Source organism: Streptomyces hawaiiensis (assembly GCF_004803895.1).
Taxonomy (GTDB): domain Bacteria; phylum Actinomycetota; class Actinomycetes; order Streptomycetales; family Streptomycetaceae; genus Streptomyces; species Streptomyces hawaiiensis.
In genome coordinates this window covers 2,789,630-2,808,563 of record NZ_CP021978.1, presented here as the reverse complement: position 1 = coordinate 2,808,563, position 18,934 = coordinate 2,789,630, and the positions used below count along the sequence as shown (strand labels likewise).

Here is an 18,934-nt window from a genome sequence, read left to right as displayed (position 1 = left end):
TTGGACAGTTTTCGCCCGGACGTTCGCCACGGCTACTCACCGACGTGACAATTTCCGGCTTTGTTGGAGCTGACGCCACATCACATCGTGAGGGTGGGCTGGGGCGTACCGGGCGTATCGGCCGGAACGGGGCTCTCCGGCTCCTTCCGCCCACGCGCCACGAGAACGCCACCCACCACCGCGAGCACGAAGCCACCCGCCGCCGCCCCGATCGGCAGCGTCGTGCCCACCATGCGCAGCTGCCCGCTGTCCCGCTTCGCCTGCCGCACCGCCTCCTTCTGCGTGGCGGTCGTGAACGAGACCTTCCGGCTGTCCAGCAGCACCGCCGCGTCCTTCTTCCCGCCCGGCGCCCGCAGGGTCCGCTTCGGGCCGGTCTGCGCGTAGATGACGCGGCCCGTCGCCTGGTCCACGACCAGCTCGAAGCCGTGGTTGGAGTACCACTCCTCGGCCAGTACCTGCGGCCGGTTCGGCTGGTCGACGAGGCTGCCGGGCACCATGCGCGTGCCGGTCCTCGTCGGCGGCACGGAGCCGGTGAACTTGTAGCCCGTGTAGCCCTGGACCTTCGCGGTGCCCCGGTAGCGCAGCACGACCGTGTCGCCGAGGGTGTTGTCCCACCACTGGTAGGAGCGTTTCTGCACGTCGAAGGGGAACTTCAGGTACGCCTCGCCCTCGATGTAGGGCTTCTCCCCGCAGCAGTGCACGGGCCGGGTCGTCTCACGGTCCATCACCCAGCGGTGCGGCGTGAAGTCCAGCGCGTCGTGCGGATCGGCGGCCGGCAGCGACTTGTCGGTGTCGACCGTGGTGGTCACGTCCCAGACGGCGTTGCCGCTGCGTTCGCTGTCCTCGACGTTGCCCCGCACCCGCTGGGTCACGGTGATCTTCCGGTCGGGCACCGTCTCGATCCGGTCAGTGTCGAAGACGCTGCCTCTGCCGGTGTAGACGGCGGTCGTGTCGATGTCGACCGGGTTCACCGCGGCACGCGGCTCCACGTACCAGGCGAGCAGCGGCGCCAGCACCAGCAGGAACGTGCCGAGACCCAGCAGGACCAGGGAAAAGGGAGAGGTTGTACGGCGCATCCGGGCACTCCAGTGACTTGGGACGGCTCGACGTACGAGGGGGCCGGCACGGCGGAGGAATCAGCGCGTGCGGTTGGGCCGGGAACCGTAGGCGGCTCTTGACGGGGTGTCAATGCTTGTCGAGACTGGGCGCGACAGGCAGGGACGGGATGTCGGGGTGGGGAAACCTCCGGATGATCTCCGGACGTATCCGGACAGAGAGGCTGACCCTGCGATGTCCAGACTGCTCGCTGCCGTGCTGACCGTCGCGCTCGCCGCCGCCCTCGCCGTGGGCGCCGCGCTGGGCGTGGTCGCGCTGCTCCACGCCACACCCGACCAGCCGAACACACCCCTGATCACGTACGAGCAGGCCGGGCAGGGGAGTTGACGGATGACGGCCGCCCGCACCGGAACCGTCACCACCCGCTCGGCCTGGCACGACGTACCGCGCTTCCAGGTGCGCCGGTTCGCGGCGATCGCCATGGCCGAGGCGCCCGCGCTCGCCGAGGAGATCCTCTGCGAGATCCAGCGGGAGTACCCCCATCTGCCCGTCGTCCTCGACGACTCCGGCGAGCCGATGGCCCTGGTCGGCATCCGCCGCGCCATCGAGGTGTTCGTGCAGCACCTGGAGCACTCCGAGGGGCGCCCGACCGTCCCGCCCAACGTCTTCCAGGACTTCGGCCGCGGCGAGGGCCTCAACGGCCGCTCCCTCGACTCCCTCCAGGCCATCTACCGCATGGGCGTACGCCTGGCCTGGCGCCGCTTCGCCGACATCGGCCAGCGCGTGGAGATCCCGCCGCCGGCGATGTACGAACTGGTCGACGCGGGCTACGAGTACCTGGACGGCCTGGTCGACCAGTCCGTACGCGGCTACGCCGAGGCCGCGGCCCGCCAGGCCGGCGAACGCCTGCGCCTGCAACGCCGCCTCATGGAGCTCCTCCTCGCCGAGCACCACCGCGGCGACCCCGCCGAGGCCCTGACCGAACGCGCCGCCCGGATCGGCTGGCCCTTACCGGCGAAGGTCGCGGTGGGCGTCCTGCTCCGCCCGGCCCGCGAGGCGATGGCCCCGGCGGTCGGCCAGGGCGTCCTGCTCGACATGGAGTACGAGCAGCCCCGCATGGTCGTGCCCGAGCCGGACGCGGCGGGCCGCTCCGAGCTGATGCACCGGGCCCTGGCCGGCTGGTCCGGCGCGATCGGCCCGCCGGTCCCGCTCGCCGACGCGGCGAAGTCCCTGCGCTGGGCGGAGGCGGCGGTGCGCCTGATGGAACGAAGCCTCCTGCCCTCCGGCGAGGTCCTCTACTGCACCGAACACACCGAGGCCCTGGTCCTCCTCCAACCCGAGGAACTCATCGACGACCTGGCCCTGAGGTGCCTGGCCCCCCTGACGCACTGCGGCCCCACCCACGGCCGCCGCCTCGCCGAAACCCTCCTGGCCTGGCTGGAAACCCGCGGCGGCGCCCCGGAGGTCGCCACCCGCCTCGGCGTCCACCCCCAGACGGTCCGCTACCGCCTGCGCCAGATCCGCGAACTGTGGGGCGACGAGATCGACAACCCCGACCGCCGCTTCGAACTGGAACTGGTGCTGCGGGCGCAGCGGTTGCGGGGGGAGCTGGGGGTGATGCGGGCGCGGCGGTGACCGGGCCGGTACCTCCGGCGACGATCACCACCGCCCCGGTGTCACACCGCGGCGCGCTCCTTCGCGGCCGTGCGCCCGGGGGCGGGAGCGTCCAGGTGGACCACCACCGAGGTGTGGAAGCGGTGCACGGCGTCGTCGACACTGCGGATGAATCCGGACTCCGCGCTGCCGCGGCCGCTTCCCATGCCCTTGAAGAGAGACAGCCGGAATCCGGTGATGCGGGTGGAGCCGTCCTTGGGGAGCAGATCCGCCGGTTCGGGACGCAGCCGCTCCAGCGTGCCCCTCGGGCCGCCCGTCCCGCCCTCCACCAGAGTCTCCACGTGCAGGTCCGCCGGCGCCTCGGCGAGACGACGGACCAGGCGCTTGGCCCAGGTCAGGGGGTAGCCCTGCTCGGGTGCCGGGATCTCCACGGACGTGCGCAGCTTCGCGGTACGCAGGTCCGCGCTGATGCTGAGCAGCCCGGGCGCCCCCTCGACACGCAGCTCGGCCTGGAGCCTGCCCTCCAGGCACAGTTGATCCGCCAGGCGGGCGCGGCGGGCCCCGGGGTCGGTGCCGCGCCGGGTGCGCTGGGCGGGCAGCACCTTCTGCCCGAGTTCGCCGCCGAGTCGCAGGCACACCTGCCGGATGAGCCGCTCCCAGCTCTCCACGACCTCCAGGGAGCGTGGGTCACCCTGGCAGAGGGTCTCGTCGTTGATCCCGTTGCGTACGGGCACCCACGCCGCGCCCATGTTCTGGAAGCCGTGGCAACCGGAGTTGTCGTGCTGGAGGTAGTGCAGCAGGTCTTGGAGCAACCAGGTGCGTGCCGCGTTGCCGACGCCTTCGTGCCGGATCAGCATCTGGGCCTGGTGGGCCACTTCGGCCCAGGACAGGTGCCAGAGCGCCACCTGGTGCTTGCGCCGCCGGTCGATCTTCACGTCGACCAGCGGGCTGCCCTCCAGCGCCACGTCGTTCGACAGGGTGATCACGGCCTCGTAGCCGCGCCGGGCCGCGATGTCCATGTAGGCCTGCACCTGGTCGGACTTCAGGGGATTGCCGTTGGTCTTGGTCTCGACGAGCGCCGTCCACAGCTTTCCGGCACGCTCGACGCGGATCACCCCGTCGGGGCGCCGGGGCGTGTCCCCGTGCGGCAGGGAGACCTCGGTGAACGTCTCCATGCGACCCGAGGGCGCGCCGAAGGGGGCGGTGATGCGTCTGCCGAACCGGGGCACCTGGGCCATCACCGACAACAGCACCGACGTGGCCCGCGTCTCCCGGTCCCGGTCGTTCTTGAGCGCCGACACCGGAAAGAGGCGGGCCTGCCTCCAGGACTCGTTCTCCGCAAGGCTCTGCGCGGGCGCCCTGGGCGGTGTGACCCTCTTCTTCGCTGTCCGGGGCCGGGCCGCCCGCTTCTTCGGCGCGGCCTCCTCCTCGGCCGGCGGGCGCGGTGCCGGTACGGCGTCCAGTGTCGCCGGCGGCGGAGCGTCGGGTGTGCCGGCTTCGGGTTCCTGCGCCGCCTCCGTCCCGGACTCCGCCTCGTCGTCCTCGATGTCGACGCCGAAGTCCGTCGCCAGCCCCGCCAGCCCGCTCTCGTACCCCTGCCCGACGGCCCGGAACTTCCACTCCTCGCCCCGCCGGTACAGCTCACCGAAGATGATCGCGCTCACCTGGCCGGCGTCCTCGATGACGAACCGGAGGAGGCTCTCGCCCACCGCGTCGGCCAGCGTCACCTTCAGGTCGTCCAGCTCTCCGAAGCGCGCCCCCTCGTAGCGGCTCGCGGCCACGACGATGCGCTCCACCTCGGCCGGGACCGCGGTCAGGTCGAAGCTGATCCGGTCCTCGCTGCCGTCCCCCGTCGGCTCCTTGCCGAGCAGCTGCACGCTGCCGTCGGCGGCCACCGGGTTGTTGTAGAAGTAGAAGTCGGCGTCGCTGCGTACCTTGCCGTGCCCGTCCAGCAGCAGGACGGACACATCGGCGTCGCCTTCCCCTGTGGGGCTGGACCAGCCCAGGCTGACGATCGCGGAGCCGACGTTCTCGCTCAGGGCCGTTAACGACACGTTCGAGCCCATGGTCATGTCACGCACAGAAAACCCCCCACCTCTGCGACACCTGTGACGTGCCGCACACACGGCACCTTAATGTGCACACAACGTGCACGTGGTGTGCTCGTGGGTTTCCGCTCGACAGGGCTCTGCCCATTGCCGGGACATACCTCTATGGCTAGCCTGTGTTCGTCATGCCGATCGCCTGTTGAAATCTCGAACACAGGCTTCTGAAACATATTAGGGAGGGGGCCGGTCGTGGGACGTCTCGTACCAGCCGTGACCCGGGCTCTCGACATTCTCGAGCTCTTTCTCGACGGGGACGGCACGCTCTCCGCCCCCGACATCGTGCGCAAGCTCCAGCTGCCGCGCACCACCGTGCACGAACTGGTGACCACGCTCGCCGCCCGGAAGTACATCGTTCCGATGGCCGGTCAGCCCGGACGCTACCGGCTCGGCGTACGCCCGTACCAGCTCGGTGCCCGTTACTCCGAGCAGCTCGACCTCGCGGCCGAGGGGCAGCAGGTCGCCCGGTCCGTCGCCGAGACCTGCGACGAGACCGTGCACGTGGCGATCCTCGAGGACACGGACGTCATCTACATCGCCAAGGTCGACTCCACGCACGCGGTGCGGATGGTGTCGGCGGCCGGCCGCAGGCTGCCCGCGCACTGCACCTCCGTCGGCAAGATGCTGCTTGCCTCCCTTCCCGAGCCGGAGCTCACCGCGCGCATCCCCGACAGCGCCCAGCTGATCGCGATGACCCCCAACAGCATCACCGACCCGGGCGCCCTGCGCGAGGCCCTGGCCGAGATCCGTGAGCGGGGCCTCGCCGTGGAGAACCGCGAGTCCAACCCGGACGTGTCCTGCGTGGCCGCACCGGTCCGCGACCGCACCGGGCAGGTCGTCGCCGCCCTGTCGATCTCCGTGCCCATGATCCGCTGGAGCGAGGAGCGCCGCACCGAGCTGGAGCAGCTCGCCGTCAAGGGCGCCGCCGAACTGTCCGAGCACCTCGGTCACCGGAGCCTGGCATGACGAGGCCGTACGAGGTCGCGGTGCGGGCCGAGGCCGAACTCGGCGAGGGGCCCACCTGGGACGCGGCGGCCGGCCGGCTGCTGTGGATCGACATCCTCGGCTCCCGCCTGCACACGTACGACCCGGCCACCGGGCGTCGCGGCGTGCGCCGCACGGAACAGCACATCGGCGCCGTCAAGCCGCGTGCCGGGGGCGGAGTGGTGCTGAACCTGCGCGACGGCGTCGGTCTCCTCGACCCCGACGACAGCTTCCGCTGGCTCCACCACGAGCCGGTCCCCGGCCGCCGCGCCAACGACGCCGCCGTCGCGCCCGACGGCGCGCTGTGGGCGGGCACGATGCGCTACGACGAGGCGCCGGGGGGCGGCACGCTGTCCCGCGTCACCGGGGACGGCACGGTCGATGTCGTGCTCGACGACGTGGCCGTCAGCAACGGCACGGGGTGGAGCCCCGACGGACGGCTGATGTACTACATCGACTCGCCGACCCGGCGGGTCGACGTCTTCGACTACGCGGACGGGCGGATCTCCGGGCGGCGCACCCTCGCCGCGATCGAGGAGGGCGCGGGCTTCCCGGACGGGCTGACCGTGGACGCCGAGGGGTGCGTGTGGGTCGCCCTGTGGCAGGGGTCGGCGGTGCGGCGGTACACACCCGACGGTGAGCTGGACCGGGTGATCGAGCTGCCGGTGCCGCTGGTGACCGCTTGTGCGTTCGGCGGGGCCGGCCTGACCGACCTGTACGTGACGACCGCTCGGGTGGGGCTGACCGAACCGCCCGCGCTGGCGGGGTCCCTTTTCGTGGTGCCGGGGGCGGGGAAGGGACTGGCGCACCCGCCGTTCGCAGGCTGACGTGAGGCAGGGGGCGAGGGCGGCCGGTCCCCGAGACGCCCGCAGGCGCGCACGCCGACGGAGCGCGGACCCCGGACCGGGACGCCCCAGCCTCAGCGTCCCGTCCGGTCCAGCCGCCGCAGGACCGTCCGCTCCTCCTCCGTCAGCGGCGCCCCCACCGCCGCCGGCAACGGCGGCCCGCTCAGCGTCGCCAGGACGGTCGAGGGCCGGAGCAGCCGCGTCGGCCCCGTCGTCATGCTCATCACGTCCCAGAGCGCCGACGCCGCCGGGTACGAGCCGGTCGCCGTGCGGATCATGCGGCGGGTGTAGGCGGTGACCAGACGGTCGGCGACCCCGGGCGAGCCCCCGCGCGTCCCGGGGTACCAGACGTCCTGGCTCACCGCCATCGTCCACGCGGCCTCCACCGGCCTGGCCGCCCGCCGCTGCACACGCCGGGCGAGCCCAAGCTCGCCGAGCCCGGACCGCCGCAGCTCGCGGTCCAGCTCCCGGGCGCCCAGCGCGGCCACCGACATGCCTTGTCCGTAGGCGGGGTTGAACGTGGCCAGCGCGTCACCGAGGACCACGAGGCGCTCGGGCCAGGAACGGACCTTCTCCAGGTACCGGCGGTGATTGCTGGTGCTGCGGCTGACGTGGACCTCGGTGAGCGGCTCCCCGCCGGAGATCAGCCGGCCCACGATGGGGTCGGGCAGGTCCAGGGTGTACCGGAGGAACGCGTCCGGGTCGGACGGCGGTTCGCCGCCGCCCCGCGTGCCGGCGAGGCTGACCATCCAGCGGTCCCCCTCGATCGGCAGCACCATGCCGCTGCGGCCGGGCCGTCCCTGGTACGGATCGGCCTGCACCATGGTCAGGGGGAAACGCCCTGCCCCTTCGGGAGTCCGGTAGAGACGGGTGGCGTTCACCAGGCCGGCGTCCACCGTCTTCTCGCGCACGTCGTCGACGCCCAGCCGCGCCAGCCAGTGCACGATCCGAGAGCCACGTCCGCTCGCGTCCACCACGAAGTCAGCGGCGAGGTCCTCCTCCCCGGCGGCGGTCGAGAGGCGGACCCCGGTCACACGCTGCCGCGACCCCGTCAGCTCCAGCACCCGCGCCGTGCGGATCACCACCCCGGTGTTGTCCAGCACGGCGCCCCGCACCGCCCAGTCGAGCAGGGCCCGGGTGCAGGTCAGCATGCTCGGGCCGGGGTGACGCCAGCGCCGGAGCCAGCCCTCGGGCGTGAGGGCGACCATGCCCGAGCCGAGCGATATCTCGTGCGCCCCGGCGGCGAGCAGGTGCTTGCGCATGCTCACACCCGGCACCAGGTCCTCCATGGGGGCCAGTCCGCCGGCCATGAGGAGATGCGCGTGACGTCCCTGGGGCAGGCCCTTGCGGTGCTCCGGCCCCTCGGGCAGATCGTCGCGGTCGAGTACGACCACCTCGTCCGCGACGGCGGACAGGGCCGCCGCGGCCAGCATGCCGGCCAGACCCGCACCGATGACGACTGCTCTACGCGACATGCGACTCCTCGCACTCAGCCATGAAGGCTCCTCCGCCCTGCGGGCATTCCCCGACGTCCGGCCACAGCCGCGCGCAGCGCACAACACCGTCCGCCGGCACCGGTTTCGGGCCATGCAGGCCTCGTCCCGGACGGCTCTCACCGTACCTTCACGTACCGTGCCCACGGCCCCCCGTGCGGGTCTCGTCCGGGAATGCCGCCGGGGGCGACCTGGGGGGCGTGGTCAGGCGGGGAGCGACCTGCCGTCCGTGTGGTCACGCGCCAGGGCGCGGATCGCCCGGAGGTCCTCCGTGCGGCGCAGGGCCCGGGACACGGCGCCGATCTCGCGCAGCAGGTCCGTGGTGTCAGGGGCACCGGTGCCGTCGTCCTCCCGTGTCCGGTTCCTGGCGTCGGCCGCGTCCAGGATCGCCGCGGTGGCGGCGAGTGCCTTCGCCAGGTCGGGCGGGTGGCCGAGGGTGAGGGCGGCCTCGTGGAACCGTTCGCGCCGGTCCTCGTCGATGTGCCGGGCGAGCGGCAACAGCACGTCGCGGATGAACGTCTCCCGGCGGACCAGGCGCAGCTCCGGTGTCGCGCGCAGCAGGAACGGGACCCCTGTGCCGTTGACCGTCTTCATCAGCAGGTAGAGCGGCCGCAGTTCGTGGAGGGCGAGCCGGACGTGCCAGCGGCCGTGCAGGTACTGCCCGGCGTGCGGGAGGATGAAGCCGACGGCGATGAGCACGGCGGACAGACAGGCGAGCGGCGGCGCGACGGCCGTGCTCAGCCAGTCCAGGTTCCGCCCGGACCAACGGGCCACCACGGCACTGATCTTGGCGGCGTCGAAGAACAACTGCGCCGCGTAGCCCACGCCGAGGAACTTCAGCCCCCAGCGCAGCAGCGAGTCGAGCCCGTCCGTGCGGACCCAGTTCCAGATCAGCCCGTTGGTGACCAGCGCGGCCACGGTGTGCGCGAGCAGGTAGAGCACGATCACTTCGCGCATGTACGGGGTGTTCGCGTAGTACGTGTCGAGATCCCGCAGCCGCTCCACCGGTACGTCCGCGAGAGCGAACAGCACCCACATCGCGACGATCACACTCGAATAGACCGCCACGACCCCCCGCATCGCGCGCCGGGTGCGGTCCGAACGGTCGGACAGGCCGTTGCGCCAGGAGATGATCAGCAGCAGGCAGAAGGCGCAGAACGCGGTGAGCAGCGAGTAGACCCAGGGGCCGGAGAAGTTCGCCACCCCGGTGAGCCGGTTGACCCGGGCGATCGTCGACGGCGCCACGAAGACGAACACCGCGCAGGCGAGCACCAGCAGCCCGCCGACCGCGCGCAGCATCGGGTCCTTCCAGAGCCGGATGATGCTCGGCAGTTTGATGGCCAGGGCGGCGGCGAGGACCCCCGCGGGGATCCACCAGAAGTTCGGATAGAACTGGTTGACGAACTCGGCCGGGGTCAGCGCCACCGTCGTCACCGCGCCGCACCTCCTCGCGGTCCCCGGTAGCCCAGCGACCGCTGCAGGGGTTCGAGGGGTACGTCCGGCCCGCGCCCACCCGGCAGCAGCGCCCGGCATCGCGCCGCCAGCTGATGTCCGAAGGCGTCAGCCTCGGACTCGTCCCGTTCCCGGGAGCCGTTGCGGGCGGCCACGGCCAGCGCGACGTCCTTCCACCCCGGCCGGTCGGCGAACGCGTCGGCCGCCGCCGCACCCGCCCCCTGGTGATGCCGGTGCCCCGCGTGCAGATGCCACAGCTCGTGTCCGAGGATGACCAGCTGCTGTACGGCCTCGGCCCGTTCCTCGACGATGACGAGGTCGAAGTCGTGGAACTCCACCCACAGGCCGGTGACTTCGATCTCGTCGGGAAAGCGCTCGAAGCGCAGCTCCACCGGGCGTCCGCCGCGCCGGGTGCTCATCTCCTCGCACAGCGCCCGGCACAACGACCGTACGTCCGTGGGGTACAGGGGTCTTTTCCGGACCGCGGTGGCGAGCTCGGCGGCCAGGCCACGCATGGCTGAGCCACTGCGTGAGCGCGTGAGCGCGGCGGCGACTCGGGCGGCTCTCATCCGCGCGCCCGCGATGTCCATCGTTCCCCCTTCTCACCGCCGGCCGACGGCCTGTCGGAGGTCCGAGACTACGCGCCCGAAAGTGTGCGCGTCATGCGATCCGACGTCCGATGTTCAACGGGAAACGACCGTTCCCGCCCGGAAAGTCCCGACCGAAATCGGGCCGGGCCATTGACGCGCAAGCGCTTCGAATTTACGGTCCCGTTCGAAGTAACGAGCGTCATCCGAAATATCGAACGGTTTTTGATCTTCGACCGTAAGGGCGGGGCATGGGACGACCTGGCCTGAATCGCAGGCAGCTTCTCGGCGGGCTCGGCGGACTCTCCGTCGCGAGCGGCTTCGGCTTCGCCGCGCTCGGCACCGGAGCCGACGCGCTCGCCTCCGGTGCCGACGCACGGGTGCGCTACTGGAACCTCTTCAGCGGCGGCGACGGCTCCAACATGATCGCGATGCTGGACGCCTTCCGTGCGGCCAACCCGGACATCGCCGTCAAGGATTCCACGCTCCAGTGGGGCAGCCCCTTCTACACCAAACTCGCCATGGCGGCGGCGGGCAACCGCGCCCCCGACCTCGGCGTCATGCACCTGGGCCGCGTCACCGGCTTCGCACCCGGCCGCCTCCTCGACCCCTGGGACGTCGGCCTGCTCGCCGAATACGGCGTACGGGAGCAGGACTACAACCCCACCCTGTGGAAGCGCGGCGTCATCGACGGCGAGCTCTACGCCCTCCCGCTCGACATCCACGTCCAGCTCTGCTTCTACCGCAAGGACGTGCTGAAGAAGGCCGGGCTGCTGGGCTCCGACGGCCGCATCGTGCCCGTCACCTCCACCGACGAGTGGTTCGACGTCCTGAAGGAGGCCAAGCGGGCCACGAAGAAGGGGCTTCAGACCATCGGCCTGTGGAACAGCGACCAGAACTTCCAGTGGTGGTTCTTCGTCGCCTTCTACACCCAGCTCGGCGGCACCTGGTTCAACGCCGCGAAGACCGAGGTCGCCTTCGACACCGACAAGGCCGTCCAGGTCCTGGAGTTCCTGCGCCGGCACGTCACCGACGGGTACTCCAACCCGGGCTTCGGGGGCCCGGCCAGTGCCGAACAGTTCATCAACGGCTCCCCCTTCGTCTGGGAGGGCAACTGGTCGGTCCCCGTCTACTCCGGAGCGAAGCTCGACTACGGAGCGACCCCACTGCCGCCCGTCTTCGGCCGGCAGGCCACCCACGCCGAGTCGCACTCCTTCGTCCTGCCGCACCAGTCCGACCGCGGCGGCGCCACCAACGAGGCCGCCCACCGACTCGCCGCCTACGTCGTCCAGCACGCCCGGCAGTGGGCGGCGGGCGGCCACATCCCCGCGTACACACCCACCCTGTCCACGGCGGCGTACAAGAAGCTGGACCCGCAGAGCGAGTACGTCTCCGCCATGGACCACCAGGCCACCGAGCCGAAGGTGTGGTTCGCGGGCTCCACCGGCATCCTCGCCCAGCGCGTCGGCCCGATCGTCGTCTCCTCGACGATGGGCTCCGCCAAGCCGGAGGCCGCGGCCGACCGCATGAAGAAGACGCTGACCCAGCTCCTGGCCACGAAGAACCCCATGGACGGGAAGACAGCCGCAGAAGGAGGTGCCGCCTGATGGCGGCCAGCGCCCACACCATCGCCGCCCCCGCACGCGCGAAGACCGCCGCCGGCAGCGCCACCCTCCGCCGCAAGCAGGGCTTCCAGCACGGCGGCTGGTTCGTCGCCCCGTTCCTGCTGCTCTTCGCCCTGTTCGTGATCTGGCCGCTGCTGCGCGGCGTCTACCTCAGCTTCACCGACGCCAACATCACGGGCGAGGGCGCGAGCTTCGTCGGCCTCGACAACTACCGCGAGGCCCTGAACGACCCCCTGGTGTGGGACTCCCTCGGCCACAGCGCGTACTTCACGCTCCTGGTCGTCCCCTGCATCACCGTCCTCGCCTTCCTCCTCGCGATGCTCGCCCACCACATCGAACGCGGCAAGTGGCTGTGGCGGCTCTGCTTCTTCGCCCCGTTCCTGCTGCCGTCCACCGTCGCGGCCAACCTGTGGCAGTGGCTGTTCAACCCCGGCACCGGCATGATCAACCACGTGTTCGGCACCGAGACGCCCTGGCTGACCGACAAGTCCTACGCGATGCTCGCCATCGTCATCACGACCCTGTGGTGGACCGTCGGCTTCAGCTTCCTGCTCTACCTCGCCGCCCTCCAGGGCATCCCCGGCCACCTCTACGAGGCCGCCAAGCTGGACGGCGCGAACGCCTGGCACCGCATGGTCCACATCACCCTGCCGATGCTGCGCAGCATCACCGGCCTGGTCATCGCCCTCCAGGTCCTCGCCTCGCTGCAGATCTTCGACCAGGCCGTCGTGATGACGGACTTCCTCCCCGGACCCGAGGGGTCGACCCGCACCTTCGTGCAGTACACCCTCGAAGAGGGCTTCACCAGCTACCGCGTGGGCTACGCCTCCGCGATCTCCGTCATCTTCTTCGTGATCATCGCGGCCGTCGCCTTCGCGAGGATGTGGCTGCTGCGGAACCGTGAGGAGACCGCCCGATGACCACCAAGGCGTGGACGCCCAGCCAGATACTGCTCACCCTCCTGGGTACGGCCGTGTCGATCCTCTTCCTCGCCCCGTTCGCCTGGGGCCTGTTCACTTCGCTCAAGTCGGAGACCGAGGCCGTCGAGGTGCCCCCGCACTGGCTCCCCGAGGACTGGACGGGCCAGGCCTGGAAGGCCCTGTTCGAGTCCGGCAACATCACCAACTGGTTCGTGAACTCCCTGGTCGTCTCGGTCTGCGTGACGTCCGTCGTCCTGCTGGTGAGCGCCCTCGCCGGCTACGGCTTCGCCCGCACCGAGTTCCGGGGCAAGAGCGTCCTGATGGGCGTGGTCATGGCGGGCCTGATGATCTCCCCGGCGGTCCTCGGCGTCCCCCTGTTCACCACGGTCCAGCAGATGGGAATGGTCGACACCTACTGGGGCATGATCCTGCCGCAGTGCGCACCCGCCGCGATGGTCTACATTCTCTACAAGTTCTTCCAGGGCATCCCGCGCGAACTGGAGGAGGCCGCGTTCATCGACGGCGCGGGCCGCTGGCGGGTCTTCTTCACCATCGTCCTGCCGCTCTCCCGCCCCTCCCTCGCCGCGGTCGGCATCTTCACCTTCATCGCCTCGTGGAACAACTTCCTCTGGCCGTACATGGTGACCAACAACCCGGACCTGATGACCATGCCGAACGGCATCGCGACCGTCATGAACTCCTACGGCATCCAGTGGGCCCAGCTCATGGCCGGCGGCCTGATGGCGGGCCTGCCACTGATCATCGTCTTCGTCTTCTTCCAACGCCAGATAGTGGCCGGCGTCGCGCACACGGGCTTGGCAGGCCAGTAGTAGACGAACCCAGGGGCGCGGGGAACTGCGCGACCAGCCCCCACAAACCCGCAGCCGCCGCTGAAACAGAACCACCCACCCCGAAAGGCGACCATGCACACCGCCCGTTTCACCCTCGACCCCGCATTCACAGTCGGCGAGGTCAACCCTCGCCTCTTCGGCAGCTTCGTGGAACACCTCGGCCGCTGCGTCTACACCGGCATCTTCGAACCCGAGCACCCCACCGCCGACGACAAGGGCCTCCGCCAGGACGTCCTGAACCTCGTCCGCGAACTCGGCGTCACCGCCGTCCGTTACCCCGGCGGCAACTTCGTCTCCGGCTACAAGTGGGAGGACTCCGTCGGCCCCGCCGAGGACCGCCCCCGCCGCCTCGACCTCGCCTGGCACTCGACGGAGTCCAACCGCTTCGGCCTCTCCGAGTACATCGACTTCCTGCGCAAGATCGGCCCCCAGGCCGAGCCGATGATGGCCGTCAACCTCGGCACGCGCGGAGTCGCCGAGGCCCTCGAACTCCAGGAGTACGCCAACCACACGGCGGGCACCGCCCTGTCCGACCTGCGCGTCTCCCACGGCGACAAGGACCCCTTCGGCATCCGGCTGTGGTGCCTCGGCAACGAGATGGACGGCCCCTGGCAGACCGGCCACAAGACGGCGGAGGAGTACGGCCGGGTCGCCGCGGAGACCGCCCGGGCCATGCGCCAGCTGGACCCCGGCGTCGAACTCGTCGCCTGCGGCTCCTCCAGCCAGTCCATGCCGACCTTCGCCGAGTGGGAGGCGACGGTCCTCAAGGAGACGTACGACCTCGTCGACTACATCTCGCTGCACGCCTACTACTGGCCCGAGGACGGTGACCTCGACTCCTTCCTGGCCTCCGCCGTCGACATGGAGTCCTTCATCGACAACGTCGTCGCGACCGCCGACCACGTCGGCGCCCGGCTGAAGTCGAAGAAGCGGATCAACCTCTCCTTCGACGAGTGGAACGTCTGGTACCTGCCCGAGTGGGAGGCCCGCGCCAAGACCTTCGAGCAGGACGACTGGCCCGAGGCCCCGCGCCTGCTGGAGGACAACTACAGCGTGCTGGACGCGGTCGTCTTCGGCTCGCTGCTCATCGCCCTGCTCCGGCACGCCGACCGCGTCACCGTCGCCTGCCTCGCCCAGCTCGTCAACGTCATCGCGCCGATCATGACCGAGCCCGGCGGCCCGGCCTGGCGGCAGACCACGTTCTTCCCGTTCGCGCAGGCGGCGCGGTACGGCCGCGGCCAGGTCCTGGACGTCCGCGTGGACTCGCCGAAGCACGAGACGAAGAAGTACGGCGAGACCGACCTGCTGCACGCCACCGCCGTGCGCGCCGAGGACGGCACCGTCACCGTCTTCGCCGTCAACCGCAGCCGCACCGACGCCCTGCCGCTCGAAGTGGCCCTGAGCGGCCTGGACCTGACACGGGTCGTCGAGCACAGCGCCCTCGCGGACGCCGACCCCGACGCCCGCAACACCCTCGACGACCCCGAGCGGGTCGCCCTCCACCCGGTCGACGGCACGGCACTCCGGGACGGCACACTGAGCGCCGTCCTGGAGCCGCTGTCCTGGAACGTGATCCGGCTGGCGTGACGGCCCCGGCCGATCCGGTCACACCGGTTTCACGGGTACCCCTCCGGCCGCGGCGCCCAGCAGCGTCAGCCGCACATCCCGCGGCCCGGAGGGTGTGGTCCCGTCGGACAACACCGCCAACGCCAGTGTGTTGGCCCCCCGTGTGCGCAGGATCCCGTTCGGCAGCACGAAGGTGTGCTGCGGGCCTACGTCGTTGATGTACTGGCCCATGTTCCAGCCGTTGAGGAAGATCTGGACGCGGTAGGCCCGACCCGGGTCGTCGTCGAGGACGAGTCCGACCGAGGCGTCGACGCCGGGGGCGACGTCCAGCCGGAAGCCCGTCCGGTACCAGGCGACGCCCTGGCGCCGGTCGGCCCGGGGGAGTCCAGCGTCCTCCCAGTCCTTGTCGTCGTACTCGGGCAGATGCCAGCCCTCGCGCTCCCCGTGCAGCCCGCCGTTGTTCATCGGACCGCGCACGGGATCCGGCGCGGCGGCGCCCTGGATACGCCACGTCACCTCGGGGGAGCCGCCCTCGAAGGTGACAGCGGTCAGTCCGCGTGCGGCCTTGTGCGTGTCGAGCGCCTCGCCGTCCATGTCGTGCTGCATCCGCCGCACGAGCACGGACAGCACGTGCCGCGTCCGGGGCTCCTCCTCCCGCAGTCTCTTCCGCAGTTCCTTCGGCAGGTCGAAGGCCGCCTTCGCGGTCCACGTCCCCTGCCGTGCCCGCTCCTTGTCGGGAACCGGCATCCGGTGCGTGCCCAGCGGCTCGCCGTCCAGCCAGGCCATCAGCAGGCCCTGCGTGCCCGTGCTGTAGGCCAGGGACACGGACTCGACGCCGTCCGCGTCCGTCCACTCGCCCCGGTACCAGACGTCGCCGTAGTGGAAGCCGTAGTCGTCGGCGAACAGGACGGGCTGCCCGTCGGGCACGGGCGTGGTGCTGAAGGTCGTCTCCTTGTCGGCCGTCGTCCAGGCCGAGTCGTCGAAGTCCGGCTCGGCCTCCGGGTTCCCGCTCCGCCGCCGCCAGCGGCCCAGGGCCGGCAGGGCCGGCCGGGCCACACCGGGCAGCGGCCGCAGCGCCAGCAGACTGCCGGAGGCGCTGAAGCGGCTGGGGACCGGGCGCCCGTTCCAGGTGACGTGGGTGATCCCGCGCGGCCCCCACACCTCCAGGCCGGTCTGCCCGGTGGTGTCGCCGGTGAGATGGACCGTGGAGCCGCGCAGCTCGGCCGAGCGCAGCAGGGCGGGGCCGTAGACGAGGAGCGGGCCGGACGGGGTCTCGTAGGGCCACAGCCGCAGGGCGGTCGCGTCGTCGGCGAACAGCACCAGCATCGGCGTGTCCACACCGTCGCCCTCGACCCGCACCCGGCTCAGCCCGCCGGCGCCGAGCGGAGCGGTGATGTTCAGCTTGCCCAGGTTGTACGCCCAGGCTGGCTCCGCGTCCAGCCGCATGGGCGTCGGCTCGTCCGCGCACTCCAGGACGACCTGTGCCATCTCGCCCCGGCGGCCCGTGAACACGGCGATGTCCTGCCGTCCGGCGGTCAGGCTCACCATGGGCTGCACGGTGGAGTGCACCAGCGTCCGCTTCCCGAGCCTGAGACCGGCGGCGATCAGCTTGGCGTCCCGGGCCGGGACGGTGACCGGCACGTCGATCCCGGCGTCCGGCAGCGTCGAGGAGACCGCCTCGCCGGAGTCGTTGCGCAGGACGTAGAAGTGGGCCCCGGTGTCGGGGTTGGCCAGGTGGTAGACCCTGATCCGCTCGTCGGCCGCCCGCACCGTCTTCGCCCGGTCCAGCTTGGCGAGGTCGGGCACGAACCGCAGCAACTGCCCGATCTGGTGCATCGGGGCGAGCTTCGGGGTGGCGTTGCGGGCCTCGTCGAACGCGGCGCCGTAGTCGTAGGAGGTGTAGACGGCCGGCGCGGGCAGCCAGCCCCAGGAGGTGCCGCCGTACGTCATGTAGACGTTGTGCAGGGTGATGCCGTTGGCGAGGTTGGTGAGGTAGAAACGCCGCTCGTACGCCGCGTCCCGGGTCCGGCGCGCCTCGGCGTACCCCTTGCCGTCGAACCAGGACCCGCCCCACGGGTCGAACCAGCCCCCGCCGAACTCGGGCACGAACCCGGGCGTCTTCGGGCTGGCCGTGGCCCCGCCCTTCCTGCCGCCGGTCCCGAACGACCCCCAGTCCGGCGGTACCTCGCCCGGCTCCGGGTATCCGTCGAACCCGTACAGCCAGCGCCCCTTCTCACCGCCGGTGCCGAACGAGCCGGGCGCCCAGTAGCCGTTCCTGCCCTTGTCGTTGTGGAACAGCGGCACGTCGATGCCGTCGGCGCGGACCTTCTCGTACAGGTACGACATGTAGGCGCGCCCGGACGGCTCGTCGACGTGCGCGTCGTACTCGTTCTCGATCTGGTAGAGCAGGACGGTGCCCGTGCCCCGTGTGAACAGGTGCTTGGCGACGATGGCGTTGATGGCGGTCAGCCATTCGTCGACGTAGCGCAGGTACGTCGGGTCGGAGGTCCGGGCCCGGCCCTCGGTGGCGGTCAGCCAGCCGGGGAAGCCGCCGGCGTCGACCTCCGCGTTGATGTACGGGCCGGGCCGCAGGATCACGTACATCCCCGTCTCGGCGGCCGTCCGCAGGAAAAGGTCCAGGTCGCGCACGCCGGTGAAGTCGTACCGGCCGGGGGCGGGGGAGTGGTAGTTCCAGGCGACGTAGACGCTGACGGCGTTGTAGCCGTGGGCGCGCATCTTCTCCAGCACGTCCCGCCACAGCGACGGGCTGGGCAGCCGGAAGGGGTGCATCTCGCCCGACCAGAGGACCAGGCGACGGCCGTCGACCAGCAGCGAGTAGTGGTCGAAGCCGATCTCGTGCGGCCTGCCGTCCGCGCTCGGCACCGGCGGCGGCGGGCCCGTGGGCGCGGGGCGTGCCGGGTTGGCGGAGGTCGGCGACCCGCTGCCGGTCAGCGCGAAGCCGAGGGCCGCCGTGCCGGCCAGAGCGTGGAAGGTACGCCTGCTGAGCTCCAAGGGAGCGCCTCCTGTTGTGCCTTGCGGTGCGTGGTGCGTGGTGCGTGATGCGGTGCTGGAGGTGGTGCGTGGTGCATGTGGTGGGTGGTGCGTGTGCTCAATGTCTACAGGGTGACGGCGACAATGGTCCTATGAGGATCTCGGCACGTGCGGACTACGCGGTACGAGCGGTCGTGGAGCTGGCCGTCCGGCAGGGGGAGGGGCCGGTCAAGGCGGAGGCCGTCGCCACCGCGCAGGACATCCCCCACAAGTTCCTGGAGGGGATCCTCGGCGATCTGCGGCGCGCCGGTGTCGTCGACAGCCGGCGCGGCGGGGGCGGCGGCTACCGGCTGGCCCGGGATGCCTCGGAGATCACGGTCGCGGATGTGATCCGGGCCGTGGACGGGCCGATCGTCTCGGTGCGCGGCGAGCGGCCGACCGGCCTCGCCTACTCCGGCACCGCCGAGCCGCTGCTGCCGCTGTGGATCGCCCTGCGGGCCAATGTGCGCAGGATCCTGGAGGGCGTGACGATCGCCGACCTCGCGGCCGGGGCGCTGCCGGAGCCGGTGGAGCGGCTGGCGGCGGAACCGGCGGCCTGGGAGAACCCCTGAGGGGCGGCGGCCGTGCGCGGCGCTGTGCGTGATCCTCATTCCGTCCTCGGGATGTCCTCGGTCTGACGCACTGGTGCAACGCACCCTATGCGCCTGCCGGTGCCCCGGTGAATTCCCGCCAGTGTGAATGGCCGGAGAGCGACCTGGCCGACCCCTGCCGCCCTGCGTACGATGCGACCGCTCCCGAAGTTCACATCTCCTTCATGGAATGGTCATAGGTCGGGAGTGCATGCG

The 18,934-nt window shown here is 71.1% G+C and carries 15 protein-coding genes; 9 read left to right on the top strand and 6 right to left on the bottom strand.

The features are described from left to right. Positions 1-80 precede the first annotated feature (80 nt). Positions 81-1,076 (bottom strand): cell envelope lipid trafficking protein PgfA, encoded by a 996-nt coding sequence (gene pgfA / locus CEB94_RS12965; protein WP_175432369.1) that lies wholly within the window; start codon positions 1,074-1,076, stop codon positions 81-83. A gap of 214 nt (positions 1,077-1,290) precedes the next feature. Here pgfA and CEB94_RS12960 point away from each other — a divergent pair, with 214 nt between their 5' ends. Together CEB94_RS12960 and CEB94_RS12955 are read left to right on the top strand one after the other, a co-directional pair. Then, a complete protein-coding gene (locus tag CEB94_RS12960; protein ID WP_175432368.1) occupies positions 1,291-1,443 on the top strand; it encodes a hypothetical protein in 153 nt (50 codons plus the stop codon). A 3-nt stretch (positions 1,444-1,446) separates the two neighbouring features. Then, positions 1,447-2,691, top strand: coding sequence for a PucR family transcriptional regulator (locus CEB94_RS12955; RefSeq protein WP_175432367.1), 1,245 nt, complete (start codon positions 1,447-1,449; stop codon positions 2,689-2,691). A gap of 41 nt (positions 2,692-2,732) precedes the next feature. Here CEB94_RS12955 and CEB94_RS12950 read toward each other — a convergent pair whose 3' ends face one another. After that, positions 2,733-4,742, bottom strand: coding sequence for a TerD family protein (locus tag CEB94_RS12950; RefSeq protein WP_175436983.1), 2,010 nt, complete (start codon positions 4,740-4,742; stop codon positions 2,733-2,735). 225 nt (positions 4,743-4,967) lie between these two features. Between CEB94_RS12950 and CEB94_RS12945 the strand changes: the two genes are divergently transcribed. Further along, on the top strand, positions 4,968-5,741 hold the full coding sequence (locus CEB94_RS12945; protein ID WP_175432366.1) for an IclR family transcriptional regulator: 774 nt from the start codon (positions 4,968-4,970) through the stop codon (positions 5,739-5,741). Then, the gene (locus CEB94_RS12940; RefSeq protein WP_175432365.1) at positions 5,738-6,586 is read left to right on the top strand and encodes an SMP-30/gluconolactonase/LRE family protein; all 849 of its coding nucleotides are present in this window, start codon (positions 5,738-5,740) and stop codon (positions 6,584-6,586) included. The genes CEB94_RS12945 and CEB94_RS12940 overlap by 4 nt, the downstream gene beginning before the upstream one ends. 92 nt (positions 6,587-6,678) lie before the next feature. On the opposite strand, the gene CEB94_RS12935 is transcribed toward CEB94_RS12940, so the two are convergent. The 3 genes from CEB94_RS12935 to CEB94_RS12925 all read right to left on the bottom strand — a co-directional run bounded on the left by CEB94_RS12935 (position 6,679) and on the right by CEB94_RS12925 (position 10,139). Next, entirely contained in the window at positions 6,679-8,079 is a 1,401-nt protein-coding gene (locus CEB94_RS12935) for an NAD(P)/FAD-dependent oxidoreductase (RefSeq protein ID WP_175432364.1), read from the bottom strand. A gap of 222 nt (positions 8,080-8,301) precedes the next feature. After that, positions 8,302-9,531: a DUF6545 domain-containing protein gene (locus CEB94_RS12930; RefSeq protein WP_175432363.1), complete on the bottom strand. Its 1,230-nt coding sequence runs from the start codon at positions 9,529-9,531 to the stop codon at positions 8,302-8,304. Continuing rightward, positions 9,528-10,139, bottom strand: coding sequence for a toxin-antitoxin system, toxin component family protein (locus tag CEB94_RS12925; RefSeq protein WP_175432362.1), 612 nt, complete (start codon positions 10,137-10,139; stop codon positions 9,528-9,530). The genes CEB94_RS12930 and CEB94_RS12925 overlap by 4 nt, the downstream gene beginning before the upstream one ends. Positions 10,140-10,387: 248 nt before the next feature. Between CEB94_RS12925 and CEB94_RS12920 the strand changes: the two genes are divergently transcribed. The 4 genes from CEB94_RS12920 to arfA all read left to right on the top strand — a co-directional run bounded on the left by CEB94_RS12920 (position 10,388) and on the right by arfA (position 15,119). Further along, the gene (locus tag CEB94_RS12920; protein ID WP_175432361.1) at positions 10,388-11,743 is read left to right on the top strand and encodes an extracellular solute-binding protein; all 1,356 of its coding nucleotides are present in this window, start codon (positions 10,388-10,390) and stop codon (positions 11,741-11,743) included. Beyond that, a complete protein-coding gene (locus CEB94_RS12915; RefSeq protein WP_175432360.1) occupies positions 11,743-12,681 on the top strand; it encodes a carbohydrate ABC transporter permease in 939 nt (312 codons plus the stop codon). The genes CEB94_RS12920 and CEB94_RS12915 overlap by 1 nt, the downstream gene beginning before the upstream one ends. After that, the gene (locus CEB94_RS12910; RefSeq protein WP_175432359.1) at positions 12,678-13,511 is read left to right on the top strand and encodes a carbohydrate ABC transporter permease; all 834 of its coding nucleotides are present in this window, start codon (positions 12,678-12,680) and stop codon (positions 13,509-13,511) included. The genes CEB94_RS12915 and CEB94_RS12910 overlap by 4 nt, the downstream gene beginning before the upstream one ends. 93 nt (positions 13,512-13,604) lie before the next feature. Continuing rightward, positions 13,605-15,119 (top strand): arabinosylfuranosidase ArfA, encoded by a 1,515-nt coding sequence (gene arfA, locus CEB94_RS12905; RefSeq protein ID WP_175432358.1) that lies wholly within the window; start codon positions 13,605-13,607, stop codon positions 15,117-15,119. Between the two features lie 18 nt (positions 15,120-15,137). Here the strand turns inward: arfA and CEB94_RS12900 are convergent, their stop codons facing one another. Further along, positions 15,138-18,110, bottom strand: a complete 2,973-nt coding sequence (locus CEB94_RS12900) for a glycoside hydrolase family 35 protein (RefSeq protein WP_175432357.1) — start codon at positions 18,108-18,110, stop codon at positions 15,138-15,140. Between the two features lie 131 nt (positions 18,111-18,241). Here CEB94_RS12900 and CEB94_RS12895 point away from each other — a divergent pair, with 131 nt between their 5' ends. Continuing rightward, positions 18,242-18,700 (top strand): RrF2 family transcriptional regulator, encoded by a 459-nt coding sequence (locus CEB94_RS12895; protein ID WP_175432356.1) that lies wholly within the window; start codon positions 18,242-18,244, stop codon positions 18,698-18,700. Positions 18,701-18,934: the final 234 nt, after the last annotated feature.